Below are 18675 nucleotides of genomic sequence, written 5' to 3'. Positions count from 1 at the left end.
GGCTCAGGCCGCCCGAAGGCGCGCGGTGGCATCCTGGTCGACGACCCAGACGCCCTGCTCGGCGTCCAGCACCAGGGCCACCTTGTAGGATTGGCGAGCCGCTTCGCTCGTCAGCCAGCCGCGGTCAACGCTGGCCGCGACACGGCGGACATCGCGCTTGGTCGGGTCGCCGTAGCCACCGCCGCCACAGGCAACGAACTCGATGCGCTCGCCGGCGCGACACGCCTCCTCATGGAACGCAGGCAATTCCACCAGCTTGCCGTCCGTGCCGCGCTTGGCGCTGCGACTGGCCTTGGCGTCACCGCCGCCGAGCACGCCGCGCGGCGGAAAGGTTGTGCCATCGGCCGAGTAGACCAGTGTCATCTCGTGGTCGACGGGATAGAAGACACCGCCCACCGCGGGAGCGCCCTCGAACTCGCCAATGCCTTGGGTATCCGCCACCACGCCGCGCGATTCAATGATGATGGGATACATGGATTCGTCCACCTCCACGGAATCCAGCGCGATCAGGCCGCCATTCGCCGGCCCGCAATATGTCAACCAGCCGTCATAGCCGTGACGCGCGCCGCCGCCGGCGTAGCCAATGAAGACCTGGTTGACGTAGGGCTGCCCGTCCTTGAACGGATCCTTGCCCGAAATCACCCCGATCCCCGCCGGCAGGTGCGAGCCGCTCTCGGCCTGGCCATAGGGTTCTCCCATCGTCGAGAACACGCAATTGCCGGCGATGATCAACCGGTCGTTGACATTGGTGGTCGCCACCGAGGTGCCTACGGGGTAGCGGGGTTTGCCAACCACGCTTCCCTCCCGCATCAACACCTTGATCCGGCTCTTGGCGCCCTCGTTGTGCGGGATGCCGTCGTCGAGATTGTTGAAGACGCCAATGCGGCACGAGCCCGTGCAGGTGTTTTCCGAAAGGTTGAGACCACCAGGGACGTTATCCATGTTGTCACGCACATCGACCGTGATCTCGCCGGCTTCAGGGTCGACATCGATGGTGATCCGGACCGGGATGCCCTCCTCCGCCACGCCGGGGACCGGGTCATGGCGGACCTCGTAGGAGAACTTGCCCTTCGGCAATTTGGCGATTTCGGCCATGGCGCGACGTGCACCGTAGTCGAACCAGTCCTCGACAAAATCCAGCAGCGTGTCGCGGCCGTATTTTTCAAGCAATTCCAATAGACGGCGTCGACCGGTCCTGCAGGCGCCGATCTGGGCGCGCACGTCGCCCAGCCAGATGTCTGGAACACGGTTGCGCATCATGCCGATGCGCAGGATGTCCTGCTTCTCCCTGTGCTGTTCGACCACGCGCACGCAGGGAAAGTGGATGCCTTCCTCATAAACGTTCTTGGCGAATGGCAGATATGTCGAAGGCGTCGGCGCGCCAGTATCGGCGTGATGGGAAAGCGCCACGGCCCAGAACAGCGGCTTGCCATCGAAAAAGATCGGCATCGCCATGATCAGGTCGGCATGATGGGTGCCGCCCGTGTATGGGCAGTTGTTGAGGAAGATGTCGCCGTCGGCGATATCGTCGAACAACTCCGTTATCGGACGGGTCGCCAGATCCATCGACATGACGTGGATCGGCAGCGCGTCCTCGGTGGAAACGAGGCGGTGATCATAGGTCAGGATCGCACAGCTCAGGTCGCGGGCGTTCTTGATCACCGCCGAGCGGCTGGCCCGCATCACGACCAGCGTCATTTCCCGCACGACGGCCTCGAACCGGCTTTTGAGAACCGACATCAGGAACGGATCGACGCGGCGCGTTGGCGTCTCCAGGCGAATGACAGGTGAATTCATTTTATGATGCCTTGCTCGGGAAGGTTGGTGTCAATCGACGGTCACGACGATGTTGCCTTGTGGGTCGACGCGCCCGCGATGTCCGTCCTTGAGGAAGGCGGTGAACGTCGTCGCCTCCACCAGGCATGGCCCATCAAGCGCCGCCCCCGCGCCCAGCTGGTCCATGTCGTAAACAGGCAGAGAGCTCGTCCGCCGGGTTTCATGCAAATAAGCTGACCGATGGGTCTTGGCGACCGGCGCCGTCGCCTGGTCGGCCAGCCTGAAATCCTTCCAGGCATCCTGGTTAGCCCGCTTGCCCACCGCGCGCAGCTTCCAGTTGGTGAATTCGACAATGTCGCGGTCGGATCTGATCGAATAAATGCGTTCGTGCATCTGATGAAACGCTTCGACGAGACTTGGGAGTTTTTCCGCTTCGAGGCGCGGCTCATTGGCCTCGAAATGGACCTCGATTTCCCAGGACTGGTACTCGTAGCGACCAAGAAAGGAGAACTCGAAACGCCGCAGCTCGGGCTCAACGCCGGCCTGTTCGAGGAATGCCTCGCCCGACACCTTCAACCGCGCCAGGATGTCGGAGACGCCGGCGGCGTCGAAGCGCCGGGTCGAGGTCAGGAAAACCGCGCTTTCCTCCCGCGTGATATCAGAGATCAACCCGCCGAACGCGCTCAACCCAGCCATGAAGCGCGGGATCATGTAGCGTTTCAAGCCCAATATGTCGGCCATCTCGGCGATGTGGATGGCGGTCGCGCCGCCGCCGCAGACAAAGAAACTGTCGCGTGGGTTTATGCCCTCGCGAATGGTGATTTCCTCGATGGCCCCGACCATGTTGTGGTTGCTGGTGGTCTGGATGGCGTAAGCCGCGTCGAGCAGCGGGATGCCGAGCCGCGTCGCGATGCTCGCGACCGCTTTCTCGGCCAGTTCGCGGCTGATCTTGATCCGGCCGCCGAGAAAATAATCGGGGTCAATGATGCCGAGCACGACATTGGCATCGGTGACCGTCGGCGCGGTGCCGCCCGCTCCGTAGCATGCCGGCCCCGGCCGCGCGCCAGCGCTCTGTGGGCCGACCCGCAGCAGGCCGCCATCATCGACCCAGGCAATCGACCCGCCGCCGGCGCCGACCGATCTCACATCCACCTTCGCGATCCCCAGCGAGTCGTCGTGGATCATGCTGTCCGGGGTGACGATGATCTGGTGGTCGCGCAAAGCCGAGACGTCGAATGTGGTGCCGCCCATGTCACCGACGATGACATTGGCTTCGTCGCTCAGCGCCAGCGCGGCCATCGGCGCCAGCGTCGGCCCCGACATGACGCTGTAGATTGGCCGCCGCAGCATCTCAGCGGGAGGCATCATTCCACCGACGCAGTTGGCCAGCAGCAGCTCGCCCTGGAAACCAGCCTGCGACAGTGCTTGCCGCAAGTCCTCGATATAGGTGCGCACGATCGGATTGATCGACGCGTCGATAGCGGCCGCGATGATGCGCTTATACTCGCGCGACATCGGATTGACTTCATGGCTAAGCGTCACCGGCATCTCCGGCCATGCCTGCGCGATGATTTCGCGCACCGTTGTTTCATGGATGGGATTGACGACCGACCAAAGCAGACCGACCGCTATCGCTTCGACCCCATAGCGCCGGAAGTCGGCTATCGCCGCCTCGACATCGGATCTCGACAGAGGCGTGAGCTCCCGCCCGCGCGCATCGACGCGGCCCCGGGCCGTCTTCGTCAGGTGGCGCGGGACGTAGGGCTCGGGATAGTCGAGCCGCCACTGGAAGGCGCCCTTGCGCGGCCCCTCGCGCAGGACGAGGATGTCCTGATGTCCTTCGTTGAGGATCAATCCGACCTTGACGGTCTTGCGCTCGACCAGCGCGTTGGTCGAGACGGTCGAGCCGTGTACGATCAAGTCGATCTTGGTCATGAACGTCGCGGGATCGAGCCCGTATCCGGCCGCCGCCACGTGCAGCACGTTGATGAATCCCTTCTCGAATTCGCCGGGCGTGGTGGGCGATTTGAAGATCGAGATTTTCCCACCGGGCTCGGAAATCAGGCAATCGGTGAAGGTTCCGCCGATATCGATGCAGACTTGATAAGCCATTTAAGGTCCGAAGCTGTTAGCGTTTCTTGTAATCGCGGCCCAGTATCAGGCTGGCCAGAATGATGAGGCCCAAAAGAACCTGCTGCAGATACCCGTCGACCTGCATGAGGTTCATGGCGTTGGAAATGACCGTGATGAACAGGGCACCCAGCAGAGCCGCGGTGACGCCTCCTTCGCCGCCGGTCAGGCGCACGCCACCGACCACCGCCGCCGCTATCGATTCCAGGGTCAGGTTGCCGCCAAGATTGGGCTCGCCCGATCCGGTGCGCGCGGTGAGCAGCATGGCGCCAATCGCGGCCAGCAGCGAGCAGACCACGTAGTCGATCGCAACGACGCGTCCGGTTCGAACGCCCGCCGCCGTCGCCGCGCGAGGGTTGGCGCCGATGAGATACAGGCCGCGGCCGAACACGGTGAAGCGCAGGACCAGGAAGAGCAGTGCGAAACACAGCGCGGCGAACACGATGGGCACCGGAATGCCGATCAGCCGTCCCTCCGCCAAGGCGTCCGTGAAGGCCTCGGGAACGCCCGGCACGGGAAAGCCGCCGCTGACGGTTGAAGCCAGCGCCATGACGATGTTGGCCATGCCGAGCGTCGTCACCAACGGGTTGATGCCGATACCGGCGATGAGGAAGCCGTTCAGCCCGCCGATCAGCAGCCCGACGCCGAGGCCGGCGGCGATTCCCCACAGGATCGGCATATCGCCGCTTCCGGTCATCACCATCGCCGATATGACGCTGACGAGCGAGACGGTGAAACCAAGCGACAGGTCGAAGCCGCGCGTCAGCAGCACCATGGTCTGCGCCATGGCAAACAGTGCGAGATAACTGGTCTGGATCGCGATGTTCCAGAGATTGCCGCTTGAAACAATGCGCGGGTCGAGCAGACCGAGACCCAGCAGGGCCAGGAATACGAGCCCCGGCAGCTTGGCCTGCGACGCGAACTGGCGGATGTCCGGGCGAGCGCGGTCAAGAATAACCGGAGCCGCCATGTCTGGACGATCAGACATTGGCCCGCCTCCCCTGAACAATTCGGTCGAAAGCCAGTGCGCCGATGAGCACGGAACCCAGCACCAGCGTCTGGAATTTGCTGTCGATCTGCGTGAGGTTCATCGCATTGGCGATGATCGCCAGGCACAGCGCGGCCATGGCGACGTTCTCGGCGCGGCCTGAGCCGCCGCTCAATGAAACGCCGCCGATCACCGCCGCTGCGATCGTCTCCAGTCCGAGCGTCCCGCCGATCGTCGACTGGCCGGAACCGATACGGGCGGTGATCAGGACGCCGGTGAGTGCGGCCAGGAGACCGGAGAGCACATAGGCGGTAATCAACACGCGGTGTGTGCGCACTCCCGACAGTCGGGCGGCGCCGACGTTGCCGCCGACGGCGTAGAAGTGGCGCCCGAGCGCGGTCCGACGCTGCAGAATGATGGCGATGGCGATCACCACGATCGCCAGCAGCAAGACCGGCGGCAGGCCAAGCACCTGCCCTCGCCCGATGGCATAGACGAAGGCGTCGGAAACGCCATAGATCGGGATACCCTGCGTGTAATAGAGCGTAAGTCCCGCGACGATCGACAACGATGCCAATGTCACCATGAAAGGTGATAGGGAAAGGCGCGCCACCAGCGTGCCGTTTACCAGGCCAACACAGGCGCCGCTGGCCAAGGCCAGCGCTACCGGCACCAGCAGCTGGAGCCCATGCGCGTCGGGCATCGCGGCCATCGCCGCGGCCGTGACCACGGACGCCAAGGCCATCGTGGCGCCGACCGACAGATCAAAACCGCCGGTGGTCATGACGATCATCTGGCCGATCGCCGGAACCGCCAGGAAGGAGAAATTGCGCAGGACGTTGAGGATGTTCAGGCGGTTCAGAAAACGCGGTTCGATGATCGCGGCCGCGGCCGCAACCGCGACCAGAAGCAGGATGACGATCCCGCCGGTTTCCACAAAACGTCGCCGCAGCGTGTCAGGGCTCATGCTGCCTCCGTCGCGCCGGTTTCGGCGTCGAAATAGTGACGCAGCACCGCGGCCTCGGTGATGCCGTCGTCTTTGAGTTCGGCGACTATGCGCCCTTCGCGCATGACGTAGACGCGGTTGGCCAGGTGAACGAGTTCTGGCAGTTCGGACGATGACAGCAGAATGGCCGCGCCGTTCTCCACCAGGGTCTTCATAAGCCGGTAGACCTCGCTTTTGGCGCCGACGTCGATGCCGACCGTCGGTTCATCGAAAATATGGACCGAGACAGGACGCATCAGACCGCGCGCCAGCACGAGTTTCTGCTGGTTTCCTCCCGAAAACGACGACGCCGCGCGTTCCGGCGCCATCGGTCGTAGACCCAGTGTCTTCAACGGCGCGGCTATCGCCCGGCGCTCGCGCCAGGACTTGAGCAGTCCGGCCTGGGACAGTCGCGGGTCGTCGAGCGCGGCCATGGTCACATTCTCGCGGCCTGGCCGGCCAAGCGCCAGTCCCTCGGCGCCGCGATCGGCCGGGTAGTAACAAAGTCCAGCACGCAACATGCTGTGCGGCACTGGCGCTCTGACCACCTCGCCATGGAGTTCGATCTCACCGGACGTCACACGCTCCAGGCCGAATACGGCTCGGCAAAGTTCGCTACGACCGCAGCCAACCAGGCCCGCCAGGCCGACGATTTCGCCAGCTCTGACCACGATGGAGGCATCGGATAGGGTGCCGGAGACACTGATCCCCCTGGTCGCCAGCACGATTTCGGCGGGGCGCTGGCTGATTGACGGATAAAGTCGTTCGACCGGCTGGCCGACCATCATCTCGATGAGCGTCGCGTCGGATGCCGCGGCGATGGCCAAGGTGTCGATCTTGCGCCCTCCTCGCAGCACCGTGACGCGGTCCGCGAGCCGACGGATCTCCGCCATGCGGTGCGACACATAGATGATACCGACGCCCCGCGCCTTGAGGCCTGCGATGGCGGCGAAGAGTTTTTCCGCTTCACCGTCGGTAAGCGACGCGGTCGGTTCGTCGAGGATGAGTATCTTGGCATCCGAAAGCATGCCCTTGGCAATCTCGACCATCTGCTTTTGCGCCCGGGTCAGCGTTTCGATCTTGCTGTCCAGCTCGACGTGAAAGCCAATGTCGCGGAAGCGTTCTTCCGCGCGGGCACGCATCGCGCCCCGGTTCAGGAAAAGCCGTCCTTTGATCTCGCGTCCAAGAAACAGGTTCTCCTCGACCGTGAGGTCGGGGACGAGACTAAATTCCTGGAACACAGCCGCCACCCCGGCATCGCGGGATTTCTGTGGGGTCAGCGCGGAAACGGCTTGGCCGTCGATACGGCACGAGCCTTCGGTCCAGCCATAGGTTCCCGCTATCAGATTGATGAGCGTCGACTTGCCGGCGCCGTTTTCGCCGAGAAGGGCATGGACCTCACCGCTCAGCAGCGTGAAGTCGACGCCGTCAAGCGCCACCACACCCCCGAAACGCTTCGTCATACCCGTAAGTTCAAGCATCGCTGATACCACCGAACTCGAAGCGAAACGGGCGGCAGGCCAAGGCCGAGGTCTACCGCCCATCGAAGATGCGACTATTGTACCGAAAATTCAGGCTTCCACCCATCGGGCGCGAAAATCTGCGTCGGGTCGATTTTGTCGACGTTGTCCTTGGTCACGATACCCGGCGCGACCAGCAGAACCTTTTCATAGTCCTTCTTTTCCAAGGCGCGCACCGCGAGGTCGACGCTGATGCGGCCCATCATGACCGGATACTCGGCGGCAAAGCCAAGCACCTTGCCTTCCTTGACCAGCTTCAGCATCGTCTGGTTCTCGTAGGACGACATGATCACGACATCGTCGCGGCCGGCGTCGGCGACGGCACTGACGGCCGCTTCCGCCGCAGCAGCCCCGCCCCAGACGACATTGAGATCGGGATAGGTCTGCAGGGCGTCCTCGACGAGGCGCAGGCTTTGCGGAACGCCGGGCTCACCATAGAGCTCGGCCGCGAGCTTGATGTTGCCGGTTTTGGTGCTGTCGCGGAAGCCCGCCATATAGCTCTCCGCCCAGCCCGATCCCTGCGGACCCGGCAGGCCGATCGCGGTCGTCTTTTTGTCGCCGAGGTACTTCTTGAGGTACTCACCCTCCTGAAAACCCTTCTGGTAGGTATCGGGAGTGATGCGCGCGGTGATCGGAGTTTCCAGAATGGGATTGGCGACGGCGATCTGGACAAGGCCTTTGGCGTCGCCCTCCTTCAGCTTGGCCGCCAGACCGGCTTCCGAGATGGCGGCGACGAGGATACCCTGGGCACCGGATGCGACGCAATCGTCGTATTGCGACAGCTGCTTGGGCAGCGCGTCATAGCCGCCAGCCTGCAGGACCGTCACTTTGACACCCAGGCGCTTTGCTTCCTCAACGATACCGTAGTCGACCGAGACCCAGTAGCTGTCCTTGAGGTGCGGAAACAAGACGCACAGGTTCCAGGGCTTCTCGGCCTTTTCCAGCGGCACATAGTCGAGTGCCTCGACTTTTTTCAGATCGCCGCCTTTGGCCGCGTTGATCTTGAAGGGCCACCAATCCTTGGCCTGGGCGGCGTTGGGCAGGACGGCCACGCCGGTGACGAAAGCCGCCGCGAGGATGGATCGGAAAGCGTGATTCTTGGTCATGTGATTCCCCATTTTCGTGTGTTCCCGGGTCCGGAGCCGGCGATTTCGCCGGCTCCGCGGTCTGCCTTGGGAGCAGAGGCTTGCTGGCGGATCGTAGTACCGTCTAGGCGAGTTCGCCTTCTGGGCCATCCGCGCCGTTGTTCATTTTCACAGTGCTACCGTACTACTTATAAGTTATAAGTCAATAGGGTTTTCATTAGCCGATGCTCAGCCGGGAAGGTGTCTTCAATCGCGGTTTCGCTGCCTCGACCGGGATCACAATCCATTTGACGAAAGACGAGGTCGGAGACGGCAGCCATGCAACTGGCCGCGGCGATGTGGGCTTCCTCGCGACCGACCGGTATGCGGCTTGTCGATCGAGTTGCCTGACATCAAGCGCCGGCGAATAAGTCAAAGCGATCAGCGTGGCCTTCGAATACAGAGCCATTGGTCAGCAGCCGCACTTCGCTATCGACCAAATCGTCATAGGGTCTTTAGGGAGGAGATGTGCCCAGTGCATTCGCGTGCTGCAACAGCCGCGCTGAACCGCACGGCAGCGTGCCATAACACGCTGCGGTCGGATGATTGTTGAAATGACGGTTCCCCGCGCACGACCGTGCCGCTTTCCAACTTCTCTCGTCTGGCGCTTGCCAGCCTGAGTTCTTCCTAGAGGTCGGCGCCCGGATTGCGGGTGTTGTCTTGAGACTTCATTCTCCCGGCAGCCGGGCAAAGGCCCGCAACGTGGAGGCTTCTAAATGGAACGCGGGTTCCCGATGCTTAGTGGGTGGTGCTGCTTGAGCAGGGGCAGGGCAGCACAGCCTCCGCCGGCAAGCCGTCGCGGCCGGTTCCCTTGATAGCGTGCCGGCGCAAGGTCCCGCGTCACCAGGCTCGCAAATCGCGATGCACGTCCAGCCATTGCGACATGGTTTTGTCAGCTGAGAGGCCGATCCCGTGTGCCGCGAACAGTCGAAACACTGATTGGTCGGTGTGCGTTCTTGGCGTTGTGCAGCACTTCTGGCATTACTGGCCTTGCGGGGATGACGAGTCGGTCATGCGACAGTATGGATGTCCCCATCGGAATAGCCGGTCCGCCTTATCGGTCGTCACACCCGCATATCGCTCCGCTTCTAGGGAACACCCCATCACGCGAGGAAAGACATGGCCACATGCGCAGTGTCGCCAATCTAGCCGTTGGACCGACGGCCCGGCGCTTGGGCCAGTCCACCGGCTTTAACCTGCGTCACAACTTGATCCACTGATCCTAGGAGACGACAACGTTGTTCGTCATGATTTGATGGGGCGGGGATTGGCCCAAAAGCGAGCCCCACAAACTGTGCGGTTGCCAAATGCGTAATGGAGTGAATTGGAATGATCATCGTAACAGGCGCCACGCACGGGATTGGGCGGGCCTGCGTGGAGAAACTTGCGTCTGCCGGTTCCAGAGTGGTGGCGACCGGCCGAGATGCAGAAGCGGGCGCGGCGCTCGAACGCGCCAATCACGGTGTCACGTTCGTTGCCGGTGACATCATCCGTGAAGACGATTGCCGCCGTGTCGTCGACCGTGCGCTTGAACTTGGCAACGGCCGGCTCGCGGGGCTCGTGAACAATGCCGGCATGTCGAAGCGCATTGCCTTCGCCACCGCCACCCAGGACGATTGGGATGAGGTCCTTGCGGTTAATGCACGCAGCGTCTTTTTCTTCATCCGTCATGCGCTGGACGGCTTGCGGCATGGGAGGGGTTCAGTTGTCAACATGGCCAGCATCGCCGGAAAGACGGGCGAAGAAGGGCTCGCTGCCTACTGCGCCTCGAAGGCCGCGGTCATCGGGCTGACGCAGGCACTCGCGCTGGAGTTCGGCGAGGAGATCCGCTTCAACGCCGTCTGCCCCGGCCAGATCGAAACACGCATGATGGGCAACATCATAAGCGATGCACTGCGCAAGAAGCAGCTCGAACTGCGGATCCCTGCCAACCGCTTCGGTGCCCCTGAAGAGATCGCTGATGTCGTCGCTTGGTTACTTTCGAGTCAATCGAGCTATGTCAACGGCACGGTGGTGACTGTAGACGGCGGGGAAACAGCCGGCCTGCGCACACCGCGCGTCGCGCAAATCGATGGTGCTTAGGGCAATTCAGCTCAGCCGGAGCCGCGCTCGTCGAAATAGCGCAGAAGACCATGTGAGCCTCGCTGGATGTCGTTCTCGATCGCCTCGCGGGCCCTCTTCCTGTCGCCAGCCCTCAAGGCCTCGATGAGATGGTCATGTTCTTCCGCGCCGGTGTACCCGCGCGGAATTTCCCGATCGTAAACGTTAAGGATTGGACCCATCGAGGCCCACATGCTTTCGATCTGTCCGATCAGCATCGGCATACGCGACAGGCGGTAGACGCCGAAGTGGAAAGCGCGATTGGAGGATCGCGCTTCCTTGATATTACCGGCCTTATGGCTCTCTACAAATGAGGCGCGGAAGGTCTCAAGCTGTTCGAGATCGGCGGGGGCAAAATGGTCGGCAGCGTGTTCTGCCGCAAGCCCTTCAAGTGCCACGCGGATCAGCTTGATCTGAATGTAGCGGGCGCGGCTGAGGTCTGGCACCGCGGCGAACCTGCCGGAGCGCAACTCGAGCGCCTGCTCGCTGACGAGCCGCAGACAGGCTTCGCGCACCGGCGTAATGCTGGTTCCGAGCTGCTCGGCAAGATCCTGCATAAGGAGACGATCGCCCGGCGCGAAATTGCCGATGATCAAGCCATCCCGCACCTTGCTGTAAATCCGCGCGGACAGGCTGCCCATCTCCTCAGGCTGCATCTTCATAGGGCCCATGGGACTCCCCTCGCCTCTGCTGCAGATGTACGGAAATGTCCGATTGACGCGTTTCACTACGTTTATAAGTTATAATCGCTGTCTATATTTTGTTATTCAGCAGCAGACAAGTACGTGCACGTTAATTGTCTGCAGCAAACATGTCCGTTTTCATAATTATTTGTGAAATTATTGTTTCAGCCATATAAAAAAACAAGGAACCCCTTCTTTTCCGATCCTGATAATGGAATGTGACCAAAGAAGAAGGCGCGATCTCATCTGCGTGGCATGAGATGGTGTGCGAGAGATGATGACATCTGAAGGAGCCGGGAAGCTTACATGTCAATTTCCAGTCTGATGGGCAGAAAATTCCGATTCTGAGGCGACTCCGAACCGGCTGGACCGACGATGACGTCGGCACCGTCGAGATGATCCGGCAGGCCAGCAAGTCCAAAAGCTGCGTATGGCGTTGGCAGAGCGTTTCGCCGCCGAAGGGCTTCAAGGGCTGTTGCGCGACAAGACGCGGCCCTCGCGCATTGCGGCTCTCGGGCCCGAAAGCCCGCCGAGCGCAGCTCTGACAAGGCCGCGACAGGAATCGAACGACGACTGGCCAGAATTATGAAATCCCTTGCGACACTATGCAATTTCAAACATTTCAGTAACAAATAGATTTAACATTCTCTTCACTTGCACTTTGGGGCGCGTTACCCGAATTAGCTGGAGCGGCCGAAACCCCCGCAAGATCAAGCGCGTAGTCGAAATCCAATCTTGCTGGTGCTTGTCGAGGGATGCGACGCGATGGGCCGGCGCAGGTGCGCTGTGAAGCAGCACTGAGCGCGCCGAAAAACGGCTTCCCAACAGGAGATTGATTTGGATTATGTGCAGTATTTCGCCGGAAGAATCGAGCAACTCAAAGGCCGTGGCGGGTATCGTGAATTTGCCGATCTGGAGCGTCAGTCTGGCAACTTCCCAAAGGCCTGGCTCAATAGGCCCGACGGCCGAAAAGAGATAACCATTTGGTGCACTAATGATTATCTCGGTATGGGGCAGCACCCCAAAGTGCTATCGGCAATGAAGCGCGCCATCGATGCCAACGGCGCAGGATCGGGAGGATCCCGCAACATTGGTGGCACCAACCATTATCACGTGTTGCTCGAGCGGGAGCTTGCAGGTTTCCACAATAAGGAAGCAGGATTGATTTTTGTTTCCGGCTTCAGCTCAAACGATTCATCATTGAGTACATTGGCATCTTTGATGCCGGACACAATTATTTTTTCTGACGAGCACAACCACGCTTCAATTATTAGTGGATGCCGCAACAGCCGGGCCGAAAAGCGCGTCTTCCGGCATAACGACGTTGCGCATTTGCGGGAGCTTCTGCGCAGTGTAAATCCTGCAAGACCCAAGATCATTGTTTTTGAATCGGTATATTCAATGGACGGTGACATTTCACCGATCAAAGATATCTGTGACATGGCGGACGAATTTGGCGCAATGACGTTTCTGGATGAAGTTCATGCATCGGGAATGTACGGTCCGAAAGGCGCCGGCATTGCCGCGGAACTTGGCATCATGGATCGTCCAACCATCATCGAAGGGACGCTAGGTAAGGCGTTCGGCTCGATGGGGGGTTATGTGACCGGACCTGCCTCCATTGTTGACAGCATACGAAGCTTCTCGATCGGTTTCATTTTCACCACGGCGCTTGCGCCAGCGCTGGCGGCTGGTGCGCTGGCAGCGCTGCGCCATCTTCGCGATTCAGATTCAGAACGAATTGATCTGCACCGGAAAACGAAACTTTTAATCGGATTGCTGAAAGAGGCGGGCATCCCCGTCATGCCGACCCGAAGCCACATCATTCCTGTGCTTATTGGTGATCCATTCCGTTGCAAGGAAGCGTCCCGCCAGCTTCTGAATCAGCATGGAATATACGTTCAGCCAATTCTGGCGCCGAGTGTTCCGGTGGGAACCGAGCGGTTCAGGGTGACGGTTACGCCTGCCCATAGTACGACAGATATTCGGACGTTCGTCGATGCGCTCAGGCAGGTTCTGCTGCGGGACAATCTTGGCAAGGCTGCCTAATGTAAATGCTGGGGACGACAGGGCGCGCAGCCTCAGACCTGATTATATCAGCCGGGCTCGCCGAGGTGGAAGCGGCGGTCAGCGATCCGGTTCTGACGCCCGATCGCATCTTCGAATGTCATCGGAAAGCAGTTCCGTAACCCGCAATGACAGCTTTCGCGATCTTAAATGATGTGACTCCATGATTGAATGGGGCCGTTTGACGACTTGCTGCTTACACATCGGGCCGGTTTCAGATTCAGGGCTCACCATGAGCCGGTATGACCAGAGCGCATGTTCTTGTGCTGCGAGTTTGATGTGGCTTGGCGTGCCCTACCCGAGGGGTAGGTCACGCCCAGGCCCACGGGATCACACACCAACCCCAGCTAACCTGGTTTGAACGGAGCAAGCCTCCGACGCCGTCCTAATCAAAAACGCTGCAACAGATCCTTCAAATCAATTTACAAGATTTTTACAACCGTCAGTCGTTGACAATGGTACGGCACCGCGAGTCTGAGGTCCGGCACGGCCACAAAAGTGACGCCGGTACCCTCGGACCGCCGCCAGCACGCAACATCGGGATTAACAGCAATGGTAAGAAGAAGAGCGCTCATATTGGTCGAAGGCCATAGGGGTACTGGTCAGCTATACGTCCAAGCGGCTCAGTGTCTTGGTCTTCATCCAATTACTCTGACGGCTGATCCACCTCGGTACGACTATCTTTCGGCGGAAAACGTTGAGGCAATCCGTGTCGACACTGGCAATCTCGAAGCGTTGGTCCGCGAAAGTTCGCGGCTGCGTGCTACCCACGACATTGCTGGCATTACTGGCTTTGCCGGGGACCATGAATCGATCTATGCGACAGTTGGCAAGCTTTGCCGGCATTTCGATCTACCGGGACCGAACCCTGAATCGATTGAACGAAGCTGCGACAAATTCAAGCAACGCCAACTCCTCGCGCAGGCCGGCGTTCCAATACCGGCTTATCGGTTGGCAACGAATGCGGCGGAGGTAGAAAGCTCGGCTGCAGAGATCGGCCTGCCCGTGATTCTTAAGCCGGCAGTAGGCAGCGGCAGCATGGGTGTCCGATTGTGCCGCAGCCTCGAAGACGTAGCCGAACATACGACCTATCTATTGGGCGGAAAGCACATATGGCGGTCTACACCGAAAATACTCGTCGAAGAATTCGCACAGGGCCCGTTCTATAGCATTAATGTTATGGGGAATGAGGTCGTTGCGATTTGCGCCAATGACTTTGGTCCCCTCCCCCATTTCGTCATACGTGAGGTGACGTATCCGGCCCTGCTAACCGATCAGGAGCGTGAGCGCATCGCCGATGTTTCGCTGAGCTGTTTGCGGGCTCTCGGCCTTGGCTGGGGGCCAACTAACATTGAACTCCGGTGCACGAAACGCGGTCCAGTTGTCATTGAAGTCAATCCGCGTCTTAGTGGCGCGCCCGACCCTCAACTGGTCCAGTTAGCTTACGGTGTCGACCTCGTCACCGAGCACATCAAGCTTGTCATTGGCGAGGAATGGGATCTGCGCAAAAAGCATTCGCATACTGCGGCCGCGCGATTCCTGCTTCCTGATCAAGATGGCACCCTGGACTGGATTGGTGGCGACACTCAGGCAGCTGCTATATCAGGTGTGGCCGAGGTCAAATTGAATGTTGAACCCAAGACACCGATCGTCAGGAAGGGGGATTTCCGAGACTGGATTGGACATGTCATTGCCACTTCGCCCAGCCGTGCTGAAACCGAGGGCGCCCTTCAGCGAGCGGTCGACTTGATCGATTGGTCGATCACCCCTTTTCCGGCGACAATAGGAGGTGATCGAGAGCACGATGTTTGTGGGGCGTTCGGGCGGCCCACCAGTTCTGTTCCGATCAGGCATTGACGGCTTAAGATCCTTGAAACGCAGCAGTTCCGTCTACGTCAATGTCACATCAAGTTTGACGAGGCAAATGCAGCTTTGGCCACACCTGCCCTATCTCCCGCGGAACTTCTCCGCGACCCGTGGCGAGGCCGTCGGCCCAATTTGGGCCCAATTTGATTGCCGCCCACCGCCGCCGCAGGACGAACATGCGCTTGACAAGATAACCCCGGCCCGTTCAACCTGAGGCATTCACCAGGGGAGTCCCGGCAAGGGGCTGAGATACTGCTGGCTTTCGCGGCGCAGTGACCCGTTGAACCTGATCCAGTTCATACTGGCGTAGGGACGGTGCAAGCGCTTTGCGGGAGTTTACGCCCGAGGTCCTGTTTCGGCAGGTCGACAGAAGCGTCTTTTCATCCTTCCGGCACAGAACTGGGTCTCCAATGCATGAGCAAAGGAGCCTCAAGATGAATGCCCTTACCCCCGCCGTGTCGACGGGACCGCTGCCCGCCTCGCGGAAGATCCACAAGCCCGGCACCATCCACTTGCAGATCAAAGTGCCGATGCGCGAAATCGCCGTCCATCCGACAGCCGGCGAACCGCCCGTTACCGTCTACGATCCGTCGGGCCCCTATACCGATCCGGCTGTCGAAACCAGCATCGAAAAAGGCCTGGCCCGGCTTCGCCACGAATGGATCTTGGCGCGCGGCGATGTCGAGGGCTGTGACGGCCGCCATGTCCGGCCGGAGGACAACGGATTCGCGACGGGCGAACGCCTGACGCCAGAATTTCCCATCCGCCACCGACCGCTCAGGGCCAAAGCAGGCAAGGCGGTGACGCAGCTTGCCTACGCGCGCGCCGGCATCATCACACCCGAAATGGAGTTCGTCGCCATTCGCGAGAACCTTGGTCGCGAGATCCTGCACGGCAAGCTTGAGCGCGACGGCGAGGCTTTCGGCGCGACGCTGCCCGATTTCGTCACGCCCGAATTTGTGCGTGACGAGGTGGCGCGCGGACGGGCGATCATTCCCGCCAACATCAACCATCCCGAGAGCGAGCCAATGATCATCGGCCGCAATTTCCTGGTCAAGATCAACGCCAATATCGGTAACTCCGCCGTCACATCGTCGATGGCTGAAGAGGTTGAAAAGATGGTGTGGGCGATCCGCTGGGGCGCCGATACGGTGATGGACTTGTCGACCGGCCGCAACATCCACAACATCCGCGACTGGATCGTGCGCAACGCGCCGGTGCCGATCGGCACGGTGCCCCTCTACCAGGCGCTCGAGAAGGTTGGCGGCATAGCCGAGGATCTGACCTGGGAGGTGTACCGCGACACGCTGATCGAACAGGCCGAGCAAGGCGTCGACTATTTCACCATCCACGCCGGCGTGCGGCTGCATTATATCCCGCTGACCGTTGACCGGGTCACGGGTATCGTCTCGCGCGGCGGCTCGATCATGGCCAAATGGTGCCTGCACCATCACCGGGAAAGCTTCCTCTACGAGCACTTCGCCGAAATCTGCGACATCGCCAGAGCCTACGACGTCTCCTTCTCGCTCGGCGACGGTCTTCGTCCAGGCTCGATCGCCGATGCCAATGACGCGGCGCAGTTCGCCGAGCTGGAGACGCTCGGCGAGCTGACGAAGATCGCCTGGGCGAAGGATTGCCAGGTGATGATCGAAGGGCCCGGCCACGTGCCGATGCACAAGATCAAGGCGAACATGGACAAGCAACTCGCCGTCTGCGGCGAGGCGCCGTTCTATACGCTCGGACCGCTGACGACCGACATCGCGCCGGGCTACGACCACATCACCTCAGGCATCGGCGCCGCGATGATCGGCTGGTTCGGCACCGCCATGCTCTGCTACGTCACGCCCAAGGAGCATCTCGGCCTTCCCGATCGCAACGACGTCAAGATCGGCGTGATCACCTACAAGATAGCCGCGCACGCCGCCGACCTGGCGAAGGGCCATCCGGCAGCGAAGGTCAGGGATGATGCGCTTTCGCGCGCGCGCTTCGAGTTCCGCTGGGAGGACCAGTTCAATCTGTCGCTCGATCCCGAAACCGCGCGGTCCTTCCACGACCAGACCTTGCCCAAGGAGGCGCACAAGCTGGCGCATTTCTGCTCGATGTGCGGACCGAAATTCTGCTCGATGCGTATCTCCCACGACATCCGCGCCGAGGCACAGAAAGAGGGCATGGCGGCGATGGCGGCGAAATACCGCGAGGGCGGCGATCTCTACCTGCCGGCGGACGAGACCGGCGCACCGCTCATACCTCAGCCACGTGAGCCATCATGAAGGTCTTGGTCAAAGGGGCGGGCGTTGCCGGCCTCACCGCCGCCTTCGAGTTCGCCGCACGCGGCGCGGCGGTTACCGTTGCCGAGACAAGGCCTGCCCTTGGGGGCAATGCGTCGTGGTTCGCCGGTGGCATGTTGGCGCCGTGGTGCGAGCGTGAAAGCGCCGAGCAGGCGGTGCTGGATCTCGGACGTGACGCTGCCGACTGGTGGGACGCCGCAACGTCCGGCTTGGTAGCACGACGGGGAACACTCGTCGTGGCCGCGCCGCGCGATGCGGGCGAGCTCGACCGGTTCGCCAGCCGCACGACGGGCTATCGGCGCGTCGAGGAAGATGAAATTGCCTTGCTGGAGCCCGACTTAGCCGGCCGCTTCCGCCGCGGATTGCTCTTTCCCGATGAGGGCCATCTCGATCCGCGCCAGGCGATGGCAGCACTTCATGACAAGCTCGCGGCCACGGGGGTCGAGTTCCGCTTCGGCGCCGACGCCCAGCATGTTTTTGGTTTCGATCGTCAGATCGACTGTACGGGAATGGCGGCGCAAAATGGCCGGCTGCGCGGCGTTCGCGGCGAAATGCTGATCCTGCGCACCCCAGACTTCTCGCTGTCGCGCCCGGTCAGGCTGCTGCATCCGCGCTTTCCACTCTATGCCGTGCCGCGCACCGACCACCGTTTCATGATTGGTGCGACGATGATTGAAAGCCAGTCCGCCGGACCGGTTACGGCGCGCTCCATGATGGAGCTTCTGGGTACCGCCTATGCCCTCCATCCGGTCTTTGGCGAGGCCGAGATCGTTGAAACCGGTGTCGGCGTCCGCCCAGCCTTTCCCGACAATTTGCCGCGCGTCGAAACCAAGGAGGAAATCATCGCGATCAACGGGCTCTATCGTCACGGTTTTCTCCTGGCTCCCGCCATGGCGCGCCAGGCTGCCGACCTGGTTTTCACTCAAGACAGAACCAAGGAGCTTGCTCATGAAACTGATGGTCAACGGCGAAGCGCATGAGGTTGCCGCCACAACGCTGGAGGCGCTGCTTGCCGCGCTTGACTATGAGGGCGATTGGCTGGCGACGGCCGTCAACAACGACCTCGTGCACAAATCCAACCGGGCGGAATTCCAGTTGAACGACGGCGACCGGATTGAAATCCTCTCGCCCATGCAGGGCGGCTAGGC

Annotated in this window: 13 protein-coding genes, 2 pseudogenes and 1 riboswitch; of the genes and pseudogenes, 7 read left to right on the top strand and 8 right to left on the bottom strand. The window is 61.0% G+C overall.

The genetic code is table 11. The annotated features are described in order from the left end of the window. Nucleotides 1–3: 3 nt before the first annotated feature. The 7 genes and pseudogenes from NKJ58_RS27705 to NKJ58_RS27675 all read right to left on the bottom strand — a co-directional run. Nucleotides 4–1797 carry a hydantoinase B/oxoprolinase family protein gene (locus NKJ58_RS27705; protein ID WP_352487241.1) on the bottom strand — a complete coding sequence of 598 codons (1794 nt, stop codon included), beginning with the start codon at nucleotides 1795–1797 and terminating at the stop codon, nucleotides 4–6. 30 nt (nucleotides 1798–1827) lie between these two features. Next, a complete protein-coding gene (locus NKJ58_RS27700; RefSeq protein WP_023749428.1) occupies nucleotides 1828–3888 on the bottom strand; it encodes a hydantoinase/oxoprolinase family protein in 2061 nt (686 codons plus the stop codon). Nucleotides 3889–3904: 16 nt separating this feature from the next. Beyond that, complete coding sequence (locus tag NKJ58_RS27695) at nucleotides 3905–4894, bottom strand: ABC transporter permease (RefSeq protein ID WP_352854297.1); 990 nt, start codon at nucleotides 4892–4894, stop codon at nucleotides 3905–3907. Beyond that, nucleotides 4887–5861 carry an ABC transporter permease gene (locus tag NKJ58_RS27690; protein ID WP_352854295.1) on the bottom strand — a complete coding sequence of 325 codons (975 nt, stop codon included), beginning with the start codon at nucleotides 5859–5861 and terminating at the stop codon, nucleotides 4887–4889. Before NKJ58_RS27690 ends, NKJ58_RS27695 begins: the two co-directional genes overlap by 8 nt. Further along, complete coding sequence (locus NKJ58_RS27685; RefSeq protein WP_352854293.1) at nucleotides 5858–7342, bottom strand: sugar ABC transporter ATP-binding protein; 1485 nt, start codon at nucleotides 7340–7342, stop codon at nucleotides 5858–5860. The genes NKJ58_RS27690 and NKJ58_RS27685 overlap by 4 nt, the downstream gene beginning before the upstream one ends. A 92-nt stretch (nucleotides 7343–7434) precedes the next feature. Further along, nucleotides 7435–8505, bottom strand: a complete 1071-nt coding sequence (gene torT / locus NKJ58_RS27680; protein WP_352854291.1) for a TMAO reductase system periplasmic protein TorT — start codon at nucleotides 8503–8505, stop codon at nucleotides 7435–7437. Between the two features lie 476 nt (nucleotides 8506–8981). Further along, nucleotides 8982–9485 (bottom strand): annotated as a pseudogene (locus NKJ58_RS27675) (ISNCY family transposase); the annotation flags it as partial. A gap of 367 nt (nucleotides 9486–9852) precedes the next feature. On the opposite strand from NKJ58_RS27675, the gene NKJ58_RS27670 reads away from it, so the two are divergent. Beyond that, nucleotides 9853–10605 (top strand): SDR family NAD(P)-dependent oxidoreductase, encoded by a 753-nt coding sequence (locus tag NKJ58_RS27670; protein ID WP_352693054.1) that lies wholly within the window; start codon nucleotides 9853–9855, stop codon nucleotides 10603–10605. Between the two features lie 11 nt (nucleotides 10606–10616). Here the strand turns inward: NKJ58_RS27670 and NKJ58_RS27665 are convergent, their stop codons facing one another. Next, nucleotides 10617–11294: a GntR family transcriptional regulator gene (locus tag NKJ58_RS27665; protein ID WP_352854289.1), complete on the bottom strand. Its 678-nt coding sequence runs from the start codon at nucleotides 11292–11294 to the stop codon at nucleotides 10617–10619. Between the two features lie 386 nt (nucleotides 11295–11680). Between NKJ58_RS27665 and NKJ58_RS27660 the strand changes: the two are divergent. The 6 genes and pseudogenes from NKJ58_RS27660 to thiS form a co-directional block, all read left to right on the top strand. After that, nucleotides 11681–11829, top strand: a pseudogene (locus NKJ58_RS27660) (IS630 family transposase); the annotation flags it as partial. Between the two features lie 314 nt (nucleotides 11830–12143). After that, on the top strand, nucleotides 12144–13355 hold the full coding sequence (gene hemA / locus NKJ58_RS27655; protein WP_352854287.1) for a 5-aminolevulinate synthase: 1212 nt from the start codon (nucleotides 12144–12146) through the stop codon (nucleotides 13353–13355). Between the two features lie 570 nt (nucleotides 13356–13925). Continuing rightward, nucleotides 13926–15230, top strand: coding sequence for an ATP-grasp domain-containing protein (locus NKJ58_RS27650; protein ID WP_352854285.1), 1305 nt, complete (start codon nucleotides 13926–13928; stop codon nucleotides 15228–15230). A 223-nt stretch (nucleotides 15231–15453) separates the two neighbouring features. Continuing rightward, a riboswitch (TPP riboswitch) is annotated at nucleotides 15454–15570 on the top strand. A gap of 103 nt (nucleotides 15571–15673) precedes the next feature. Continuing rightward, nucleotides 15674–17509, top strand: a complete 1836-nt coding sequence (thiC, locus tag NKJ58_RS27645) for a phosphomethylpyrimidine synthase ThiC (RefSeq protein ID WP_352854283.1) — start codon at nucleotides 15674–15676, stop codon at nucleotides 17507–17509. Beyond that, nucleotides 17506–18507 (top strand): glycine oxidase ThiO, encoded by a 1002-nt coding sequence (gene thiO, locus NKJ58_RS27640; RefSeq protein ID WP_352854281.1) that lies wholly within the window; start codon nucleotides 17506–17508, stop codon nucleotides 18505–18507. Before thiC ends, thiO begins: the two co-directional genes overlap by 4 nt. Further along, nucleotides 18476–18673, top strand: a complete 198-nt coding sequence (gene thiS / locus NKJ58_RS27635) for a sulfur carrier protein ThiS (protein ID WP_023768632.1) — start codon at nucleotides 18476–18478, stop codon at nucleotides 18671–18673. The genes thiO and thiS overlap by 32 nt, the downstream gene beginning before the upstream one ends. The last annotated feature ends 2 nt before the right edge of the window (nucleotides 18674–18675 follow it).

The organism is Mesorhizobium sp. M0139 (genome assembly GCF_040322455.1).
GTDB lineage: Bacteria > Pseudomonadota > Alphaproteobacteria > Rhizobiales > Rhizobiaceae > Mesorhizobium.
This window is presented reverse-complemented; position numbering and strand designations above follow the sequence as displayed.